General features: G+C 41.9%; 7 protein-coding genes and 1 tRNA gene. 1 reads left to right on the top strand and 7 read right to left on the bottom strand.

Annotated elements, in window-relative coordinates; translation table 11 throughout:
• Nucleotides 1–39 precede the first annotated feature (39 nt).
• Together rplU and OQ289_RS14575 are read right to left on the bottom strand one after the other, a co-directional pair.
• Nucleotides 40–351, bottom strand: coding sequence for a 50S ribosomal protein L21 (gene rplU, locus OQ289_RS14570; RefSeq protein ID WP_033562959.1), 312 nt, complete (start codon nt 349–351; stop codon nt 40–42).
• Between the two features lie 91 nt (nt 352–442).
• Nucleotides 443–2,485, bottom strand: a complete 2,043-nt coding sequence (locus OQ289_RS14575) for a M13 family metallopeptidase (protein ID WP_270087590.1) — start codon at nt 2,483–2,485, stop codon at nt 443–445.
• A 141-nt stretch (nt 2,486–2,626) separates the two neighbouring features.
• Here OQ289_RS14575 and OQ289_RS14580 point away from each other — a divergent pair.
• Nucleotides 2,627–2,711, top strand: a tRNA-Ser gene (locus OQ289_RS14580).
• Nucleotides 2,712–2,847: 136 nt separating this feature from the next.
• On the opposite strand, the gene OQ289_RS14585 is transcribed toward OQ289_RS14580, so the two are convergent.
• The 5 genes from OQ289_RS14585 to OQ289_RS14605 form a co-directional block, all read right to left on the bottom strand.
• Entirely contained in the window at nt 2,848–4,008 is a 1,161-nt protein-coding gene (locus OQ289_RS14585; RefSeq protein ID WP_270087591.1) for a TIGR03364 family FAD-dependent oxidoreductase, read from the bottom strand.
• 28 nt (nt 4,009–4,036) lie between these two features.
• Nucleotides 4,037–5,380 (bottom strand): DUF5690 family protein, encoded by a 1,344-nt coding sequence (locus OQ289_RS14590; protein WP_270087592.1) that lies wholly within the window; start codon nt 5,378–5,380, stop codon nt 4,037–4,039.
• A gap of 10 nt (nt 5,381–5,390) precedes the next feature.
• Nucleotides 5,391–6,068: an HAD hydrolase-like protein gene (locus tag OQ289_RS14595; protein ID WP_270087593.1), complete on the bottom strand. Its 678-nt coding sequence runs from the start codon at nt 6,066–6,068 to the stop codon at nt 5,391–5,393.
• Between the two features lie 316 nt (nt 6,069–6,384).
• Nucleotides 6,385–8,766, bottom strand: a complete 2,382-nt coding sequence (locus tag OQ289_RS14600) for an outer membrane protein assembly factor BamB family protein (protein WP_270087594.1) — start codon at nt 8,764–8,766, stop codon at nt 6,385–6,387.
• A 154-nt stretch (nt 8,767–8,920) separates the two neighbouring features.
• The gene (locus OQ289_RS14605; RefSeq protein WP_270087595.1) at nt 8,921–10,738 is read right to left on the bottom strand and encodes a RagB/SusD family nutrient uptake outer membrane protein; all 1,818 of its coding nucleotides are present in this window, start codon (nt 10,736–10,738) and stop codon (nt 8,921–8,923) included.
• Nucleotides 10,739–10,743: the final 5 nt, after the last annotated feature.

The following is a 10,743-nucleotide window of genomic DNA, read 5'->3' on the forward strand; positions in this document are numbered from 1 at the left end:
TTATCTTAATTTAAGACGATTGTCTGATTAAAAATTCAATTATAATGTAATACCAGTAATCTGGATTTTAGTGAACTGCTGACGGTGTCCGTTTTTCTTTTTATAACCCTTACGGCGTTTTTTCTTGAAAACAATCACTTTATCACCTTTCAAATGAGACAAAATTTTAGCTGAAACCTTAGCGCCTTCTACACTTGGAGTACCAATTGAGAATTTACCACCATTTTCTGCTAACAATACATTGTCAAATTCAATACTAGCGCCTTCATCTCCTTGTAAACGGTGCACAAAAAGATATTGGTCTTTTGCAACCTTGAATTGCTGTCCTGCTATATTTACTATTGCGTACATTGTTAATAAATTAATTTACTTGTTTCTATTTAATGAACCGCAAAATTATAAACTTTTTATCAATATTCAAAATACTATTCGTAATTTTTCACTACCACACACCGACCCGATTTACAGGGGCTATATATTTTTTTGCAGAAGGCTGAATATTAAACGCTTGATAAAATGACTCCATATTATACAACGGGCCATTGACCCTAAATTCTTCCGGGCTATGCGGGTCGGTCTTCAACCTTAGGAGCATAGTTTCATCGCGAGTCTTGATTCGCCAAACTTGAGCAAAGCTCAGAAAAAAACGTTGGTCAGGAGTAAATCCATCAATCCTATCATTTGCCTTCCCTTGCGTGGTCAATTTAAATGCATCATAAGCTATACTAAGCCCACCTATGTCAGCCAAATTTTCACCCAAGGTCAATTCCCCGTTTACATGTTGATTGTCCAATAGTGTAAACCCATCATATAAATCCACTACCTTTTTAGCTTTCAGGTTGAATTGCCTCGCGTCCACAGCGGTCCACCAATCGCTCAAATTCCCTTCCTTATCGTACTGTCTGCCTTGATCGTCAAATCCGTGGGTCATCTCATGTCCAATGACCGCCCCTATTGCTCCGTAATTGATTGCGTCATCGGCATTAAAGTCAAAAAAGGGAAACTGCAGTATCCCCGCCGGAAACACAATTTCATTATAGGGTGGATTATAGTAGGCATTGACAGTCGGTGGCGTCATCAACCACTCGGCTTTATCTACCGGTTTTCCCATTTTATTCACCATTTCCTTATAGGCATGACGCGAAGCAGATTGAAGATTCGCGTAATAGGTATCTCGACCAATAACCACATCATCATAATTTTTCCACTTATCTGGATATCCAATCTTTTTAGTAAAGGCTTCTAACTTCTCGACTGCCTTCTTTTTAGTTTCGGGGGTCATCCAATCCAATTGTCCTATGCGCAACTTATATGTTTTTTGCAAATTGTCAACCAATACCATCATCCTTTCTTTCGCCTCTGCCTTAAAATATTTCTCGGCATATAATTTACCAAGCAATTCGCCTAGATTATCATCAACCGCATTCACCATCAATTTCCACCGTTCTTTCTGCGATTGTTGACCATTCAGGGTGCGACCATAAAAATCAAATCTCGCCCTCCTAAAATCCTTTGACAGCGCACTAGCCGCCCCATTCAAAACATCCAACTTCAACTTCTTTTTCCAGATATCAAGCGACTCAGAGATAAGCATATGATCTAGTGCCATATAATATTTGGGCTGTTGAACCAAAATCGTATCGGTCGTCACTAGTAGTTTCTCCAAGATATCTTTCCAATTCAAGTTAATCGTCTTTGTTTGGAATTCAGCAATAGAATATTTATTATAGTTCTTAATAGGGTCACGAAGTTCAACAGGGCTAAGATGTGACTTAGCTATTGTGGTCTCTAATTGGATAATTTGGTCAGCAGACTCTTTTGCCAACACCCCCTCCCCATTTAAGGTAAAAAGCTGGACTATATAATCACGATAAGCCGAGCGTATTTTTTTTGACTTTTCATCATTTTCTAAATAGTAACCTGCATCGGGTAAATTTAGCCCCCCTTGAATGAAAGTTAACGCGTTTTTTGTAGATATCCGATCATCTGAGGCTATATAGAAATGAAATAAATCTCCATGCCCTTCCTTAAATCCACCAGCACAGAAAGCGATAAGTTCCTGCACATTCTTTAGGGCATCAATTTTTTCAATCTGGGATTTTATAGGCGTTATTCCCAATTTTTCGATTGTCAGGGTATCCATACCGCTAGCATAAAAATCTCCCACCTTCTGTTCATCAGATTTATCCTTGTAACGCTCTTTTGCCGCCTCAATAAGAATTCCGTGTAGTTTGGTCGTGTTTTCATCCTGCAAGAGATAGAACGACCCCCAACCAGTCTCGGAAGCGGGAATATCCGTTTCTTTTAACCATTTCCCGTTTGCATACCGGAAGAAATCGTCACCAGGGCTAATAGTAGTATCCATACCACTTAAATCCAAAAAAGAAATCCGCGCATCCGAAGAAGAATCGTTGCTATTGGACTGACAGCTCCCTAGCACAACAAGTGCAGGTAGCATTGCCCACCATGTATATTTTGTCATCATAATTAGTGATTTGATAAATTAAAGTTAGTGATTATTAACGATTTGCTTAACAAGTAGACTTTCCGCCATAGTCAAAATGCGATAAAGTGGATAAAAGTTTTGCAATTCCGCTAGAAGATGCTATTTTTGTGACTCCAAAACGGAGAGGTGTCAGAGTGGTCGATCGAGCACGCTTGGAAAGCGTGTGTACTTAACGGTACCGCGGGTTCGAATCCCGCCCTCTCCGCAGGAAAGAAACTCCTTCAAATAATATTAAAGGGGTTTTATTAAAGGGGTTTCTTTTTATTTTAATAACCATATTATACCCTCCTACAAATAATGATAAAATATAGAATCGATTGCAGGCAATGTACTGAGGTTGTTTAATATCTAAAAACCTCCCTTATACTATGCTCCGCATAACCTGCGCTCGCCGTCATTCCCTTACCTCCAATGCATGTCCGGATATGGATCCTATCATCGATATCGTATTCTAATATATGATCTTTGTGCTGCGAATAAAATCCGGCCCAACTGGTTGCAATCTTTCGAACGTCAAATGAAACAATCCGTTCTGCTTCCTGCAGCATTAACTCGTTGATATAAGAATCTAAAGAAAATCCTAAGTGGTCGAAATTTGTCCCAGCAGCATATTCGTGTGAATCTCCAATAATGATACTGCCGTCGGGCGCCATCTTAAACAAGATATGAATTCCGTATTTACGAAGTTCTTCGTAATAGGCCGGGGTCTTCAGCTTTTCAAATGACGGGCAGTTGTCCTCAAAACTCTCATATCTACGTATCGTCAAGCCAGTCAATATATTTCCTTCAAGGCCAATGTTTTTGAGTGGCACAGTTCGCATCATCTGCAACTTACTGATCGCCTGACCACTGGTCTCAAACAGCTCCTTAAAAAGTAATTTAAACTCATATCCATTACAGACCACAGCTTTGTCCGCCTCAAAGCGCCGGCCATTACTCACGACGACTTCTACTCCAGCATCTTTGCTCGTACAATCTATGACCGGAGAGTCGTAAAACAAGCTATATCCTTTAAATTTAAATTTCAAATACTCTTGAAGTCGGCGGATCATGACTCCTGGCTCGACACTGACTTCCTGCCCAAAAAATAAAGCTTCTTTGGCATAAGAGCCCCTCACTGCTGTATACTTTTGCTGGATCTGCGCAGCCGTCAACAGCTCTTGCTTATAACCTACTTGATCATAATGATGCTTCAACTCATGTAGCAGCTGGACTTCGTCGTCATCCGAAGCGATGTAAACACTTCCATTTTGGCGCACCGAAATATCGAATTCACGCTGGATGGCACTGTATATCTCCAATCCTCTCACACCATATTCAAACCATTGTCCGGACATGCCCGAAGGCACCACCTGACCAAAATTCCGAATGGTAGACCCGACCGGAAAGTTGTCTTTCTCTAACTGCAGGACTTCTTTGCCCAATTTTAACGCATGGTAGGCATGGAAAGTACCGAGTATCCCTCCGCCAATGATTACCAAGTCATATTTGTGTTGTTTCATTTTTTTATTTAATTATTTGTTGTGGATTTTAGGCTCCAGAGGCCTGCAATTGTCCTCTTGAATCCAGTGCATCCGAAGGCCTGACTGTGTTTCTATTACGTCTTGATATCGTTTTATTTACAAAATACATCAGGGAAGCAACAGCACATACAGCCCCTAGTATAGATATGATATACACCAACTGACTAAAATAAATAGCCCAGCTTATGTTAATAGGTCCGGTTTCTTTAAGCATTAAAAGAGAAAAACTCCCTAAATAACCAATGGAGTCTGCTAAATACATCACAAATCCGACATTCCCTTTCACATTGAAATTAGCGATCATACGTTCAAAGAAAATAGCATTGTAAGGGATGTAGGCCATATAGAGCCCCAGTCCCACCAAGGTCATCCAAGTAACACCGTCAATCATATTTCTATCGAAACTATATGTCGCAATGCCACAGGTAACAAATCCAATTAAGATCATAACATGTATCCATGAAAATGCCCTTAAGTTGTCCTTCACCAAAATCAACAGACTCATCAGTGCTAGAATTACGACAGCAATAATTGCGTCGACTTTCGTATAAATATGGTTGTCCTTCACGTGTAGATGCTGCCAAATCTCGACTTCAAAATTATCACGCACATCCCGCAGCACCGTCAACATGACGTATATGAATATCGTTATTATAATTCCTGGCAAAAACTGTATCATAAAGCTTCTCCGCTGGATTCGATTCATAGGGATTCGTAGGGTCCTCAATCGCTGATCTTCTGCACTTGGCGGTGGGATCATCTCAAGACATAAGACACTGATTAAAAACGGCACGAGGAACACCAATCCTGTAAAAAAGGGCATCCAAAACTCACTGATATGAAAAACATCAATCAATGTTCGACCTACTGTCTTTACAAAACCTGATGCAAATATCAAACTAACGGACATTACTGCGCCCATGAACTCGGTACCCTTTCTCCCCTCTAGATAACTAAAAACTAGTCCCCAGACCATCCCAAGAGGAAATCCATTGATGACCAGGCACACCATATTATAGGGTGCCGGAATAACGGCAAAGCCCAGCAGTCCCAACCATGATATCCCGATTAAAACGAGGAGATACTTGGCCCTACTCTGACTTTTGGACTCTGATATAAACCGAATACCATAAAACTTGCTACACATATACCCAACCATCTGCAACATCACCAACCAGACCTTATAGTCAATTCCCCAAAGCTCCGATTCCTCAAAAACACCTGCTGCAAAGGATTTGCGGAAGGCGTACATACTCGTATAGCAGCAGAACGCTGCTAGCGCTGCAAAAATTGAAACTTGCGCACAGCGCCAACCTGCAGCCTTAGTCCGTAATGAAACCAACGATATCATCTTCGGGCGCTTAGCGAATGATGGTTAACACATCTTCGATGTGATCCACGATATGCGTGGGGCCATAGGTGGCAAGCTCGTCCCTGGTAAAGGCTCCGGTGGTCACTCCTATTATGTATTTACACTGCGCACGATGTCCTTCGTTGATATCGACCTCGGTATCCCCTACCTTAGCTACCTCGCTAGCATCGGTAATACCCAATTGGCGCATCATCTTCTCTATCATGTAGGGATATGGCCGCCCCGCCTCTACCTCATCGCTGGCAACCAATATATCTATCTTGTCATTCCAGTCCAACCGATCAACAATCAACTGCGCGATATCCCGCGAAAATCCCGTATCAAGACCAATGAACACTCCCCTCTCTCGAAGCAATCCGAATGTACCCTCTACACCGTCTAAGGGAACAATATCGGTAGATTCACGGTAGAATGTGAGCATCTCCTCCACAAAAGAAGTATGAATACGATCGATCAACGCTGGGGTAATTGCATCACTGTCACGTTCCAGTTTTTCCAATATCATACGAATCGCGACCGGCTTCTGATATCCCATTATCGGGCTGACATCTTCAAGCCGCGCCTGATAACCATACAACTGCATAGCGTTTACAAACGCGGCTCCTACATAATTTTCATCTTTAACCGTCGTGCCGGCCATATCGAATACAACTAACTTAATGGACATCTTTCTTTTTTTTAAGGTTTCATTACACTTATAGCCCCCACTATTTCTATTGAAATAGAAGTTTCTACATTTCAAAAATAAAACCCTAACATTAAGTTAACAGCAAGCAAATATTAAGCATTTGTAAACAAATGAAAAAGATAAACAGCAACAACTAAAAACCAAAAATCAGTTAGTTATTAAGTATTTAAAGATAAAAAACGTTTTAGATATTCTTAAAAAAAGTTAAATAAATCTATAAAAGTTAATAAAAATTAAACAAAAAAAAGCATCGTTCATCCTGTGAACGATGCTTTTTGCATTCCGTATTAGATATTTAGTCCTTCACGCTGAAACAATACACATTGCCTGCAAAATCGGCAATATATACATGCCTATCATCGAGGGCAGTCTCCGCGAGAATAGGTGCGCCAACATTGACCTTATCGAGTAGCTTCCCTTCCAAATTCAACACGTACAGATAGCCATCCGAAGCGCCAAAAAATAGCTTCTGTCCCTGCTGCACAACTCCAGATTCGACGGTACCGACCAACTTATGCAAATCCGGTGTCGTATAAGAAGAGGTGTAGATCAATGCTTCTCCTGTTTCAAAAACCCAACGCTCTTCAAACGTATTTTTGTCATAACTCTTCACTCCACCCAGAGAGCTGGGCATAATCAGCTGATTGCCGCTCAGTAATGGAGCAGCCATCACCTTGAAATCATCTTCGTATATTCTTTTGCGGATGACTTGTCCCGACTTCTCATTCAACAAAAATAGTCCATTCAGTCCAGCAACATATAGTCCGTTATCGTCAGCGCTCGCTCCGCTGCTCCTGAACCTCACGCCATCGTCATTCTTCTTCCAACGCAGTTGGCCCGTTTTGCGGTCGTGTACAAATAAGGCATTCCAGTTGGCCCCGGTTATAAGATGGTCTGCTGTAGCTAGCATTTCGCCTGGCATCCCCTCGCCTCCATTCCAATCCTTATTTTGCCATAAAAGCTCTCCATCCACCACACGTAGAGCAGATAAATAATTGCCAGCGCCTGTGTAGTAATAACCATCGCGCACGACACCAGCGGTGACATAAGCTGGCAACTTACCTCCGCTAAGCGCTTTACTCCAGATGAGCTTACCGTCAGTCTCATTAAGTGCATATACCACTCCTCCTACATCTGTAGCCAAGACGACTCCGTCACTATAACGCAATTTTTGTTTGACTGAATTCTTCGTTTTAAATTCCCAAAGAACCTGACCATCAGCCTTAGCTAAAGCGGCTATCTTTCCCTTCTCACTGCCGCTATCATCTATAGTCGCGACAAACACACGGTTCCCTTGCACTAATGGAGATACTTTCCAGATATTCGCTCCTATATTGGTAGACCAAGATAGACGAAGATTAGCTTCTGGCGATGCCTGGGCTTTAAATTGACTTTTCTTCAATGCTTGATGGCCGTCCTTGTAGTTGACTTCCAATATAAGCTCAAAGTCACGCTTTACATCCGAGGACACGGCTGCTGTACCTCTCCAGTTCCAATCGCTCGCTTGAGACATTTCACAGACCTCCGTCCACTTTCCTTTTCCATCAAAAAGTATAGCCTTCACTGACGCTACTTCCCGCTCACTGTCGTAGATATTTGCACTGATATTTAGCTTTTTATTCTCGATAAGACATATGTCACTATTCTTTGGGTAGATCAATTCGATATGATCATTCAAATTGGGGTACTTAGGTGCCACCTGTCTAACACCATTCTTATCGACATCAATCACCATAAACTGGCCCACAGAATGATCGATTCCACCTTTATTGGGTGCATTTGTCGAAATGACCAATACATCTGATGATTGTCCAAATACGTAATTATTATGCCAATGGCCATACAAATATGCTTTTAGATTGTACTGTCTCAAATCAATGGACTGCGTCTTACCTTTCATGATGAAATCTTTACCTACAATCAGATCATGATTGATAAAGATCAGTGGTTTGTCCTTCTCCTTTAAAGCGAGGTCTTTTTTGAGCCAAGAGATTACCTGATCTTGTGTATAACGGGGAGCATAGTCCCCACTCGGCATTGGTGTCACCACGAAATGGACAGGCCCTGCATTAAATGAATAATAAACTGGTCCAAAAAGATCTTCAAATAATTTCTCCCCATATTCACCTTTGACCAAATCATGATTTCCAACGGTGTAGTAAGTAGATCGCCCCATCAAATCCGAATTGACCTGCCGTGCATGGAATTGCATACCTGGTTCATAACAGATATCACCTGTATGCATAATCAGAGAAGCCTCCTGATGCTGGGCATAATTGCGAATATTATCAATCCAACTTCCGTACAAAGGCGTCTCGGTATCAGTCACTTGAATAAAACGTAGAAAGTCTGGTCGCTGGCTTTCGTCCTTGACCATACCAAAATCGAAAACTTCCTGTTTATGATCTATTTTTAGATAATGTGTGGTGCTGCTTTTGTATCCAGAGGGTACGGTCACAAATAAAAACCGGGCATCTGGATTGGTCGGGATACTAAATTGCCCTTTGGCATCTGTCTGCACGACCTCATACCCGTCAGAAACAACAACACCTGGCAAGCCGACCTCCTGGGAGTCGATCTTCTTGTTGCCATTGCCATCGAGGTATACTTGCCCTTTATGCTGTGCGAAGGCACTGTTACAAAGCAGTAATGCACCGAAAAATAGCAGTCTTTTCATATATAAGTTTAATATTTATTAACAATGTATATCAAAATACAGGTATTGGGAGAATTTAAAAACAATAATCCTATCGTATCCAAAAAGATACTTAAATAGGAAATGGCCTGACATCATGAGCGTCCGGCCATTTCCAACAAAATAATCTTCGTGACTACCAGTAAATGGTCTGGACCAGATGACTTCCATCTAAGACCAATTCGCTATTAGCTACAGGATAGTAATAGTGCTTAGGGTTATCAAATCTTCTAACTTTATCTCGTGCGGCTGTAAACATGATATGACCGCTATTCCCGTTCTGCAGATAGATGGATGTATTATTACCATTATCATCTTTCAGATAGTATAGCGAGATAGCCTTTAATTCCTCAGGGGTGAGGTGCTTAATGGGGTCGGTAGCTTTAGAGGACTCCAGAATGGCAATATCGACTTTACCGTCACCGGTCACATCCATGAGCCCTAGTGCTTTGACATATATCCCCTGTTGAAGATCGGCAAGATGCTCCCCAACTTCCCATCTAAATACATCAGATTGACGTTGTCCTTCACATGCTAGTTCGACACGTCGCTCCCTCCGTATTTCTAAAATCAACCCGAGATTACTTCCGGTCGCATTGTTATAGTAGGCCTGTAAAGTTGCATCAACAGCAGTACCCAACTCCATCTTTGGCATGCCTACACGTCCGCGCAATAGATTGACAGACTTATCCAAATCGGCTTGACTGATCAAAGTCCCAAGCTCTGCCTTGGCTTCGGCAAAGATCAGGAGTATCTCCGCATATCGAAATACAAAAGCATCCGTGTATGCAGACTCCCATGCGATCATGTCTGAGACTTCGGGATAAAATTTGATCTGATTGTACCCTCCGAGAGTCGGCTTCAGACGGTGGGGAGCAGCGGTACCAACAGCTTGAAAACCAGGTTTCATAAACGTTTGTGCGAAACGCGGATCACGATTCACAAACACCTCATCAATATTTTTGGTCTTAAAATTCGGTTGATCGGTAAATCGACTTCCATCCTTCATCAGATAGCTCTCCATCAAATTCTGACTTAACGCCCACTCGTAATCCAGCACGGTATGTGCATTGCGCATCCTACCTAAGTCTTTGTCGTAGTCAATAAATAAGATTGTCTCTGGATTGGCCTGAAGATTCTGACTGATAAATAATTCGCGATAGGCTCTATCTACACCACCGGCTGTACTAATTTGAAATCCACCTTCCTTTATTATTTTCTCGGATGCAGATACCGCTTTCTCTAAAAACCCATTAGCACTTGCTTTCAGGCCTAAATAATCGTGATATTTACGGTAGGTGCCCTCTTGCAGTGCAAATTGAGCCAATTGTGCTAATGCAGCCCATTTTGTAACAGTAGACTTATGTCCCGCTGCTTTTACATGCTCGACCGCATACTCCAGATCCGCCATGATAGAATCGACGACCAATGCACGGCTATCCTGCTTCTTATGCAAAAGCTCGGTATCCGATGTTTCCATAGTACCACTATACCACGGGACATCGCTGTACTTATTGACTTTGTCGATATAAAAACGAGCCCTGAAAAATTTCGCAATACCTACATAATGATTGACATCTTCCGCTTTCGCACCTTTCACCCGGCCATAGTTCTCCAGAAAGAAATTGATATTCCGAAGGGTCGTCCAACTCCATACCTTGGCATTTTGCGAAGTGACTCCACCTCCCATTATCTCTAAAATCTCACTCCCGGAATTGTGATGAGCCAAATTATCCGATCCGAGATCGGCAATAGGAGCGCTTAGTAATGAGTAGAAGCTATTCGTGTATGTCTGCAGATCTTCCACGTTGTTGAAAAAAACTTCAGGCGAAATAGTGGTCGTCGGATACCGATCCATAAAGTCATCATTACAGCCGGTCATGATAGCCACTAAACCTAGTACAGCTATACCGGCTTTCCATTTTCTATTTATATTTTGCATGATCATGTTCATGTTCA

The organism is Sphingobacterium sp. SYP-B4668 (assembly GCF_027627455.1).
Classification (GTDB): domain Bacteria; phylum Bacteroidota; class Bacteroidia; order Sphingobacteriales; family Sphingobacteriaceae; genus Sphingobacterium.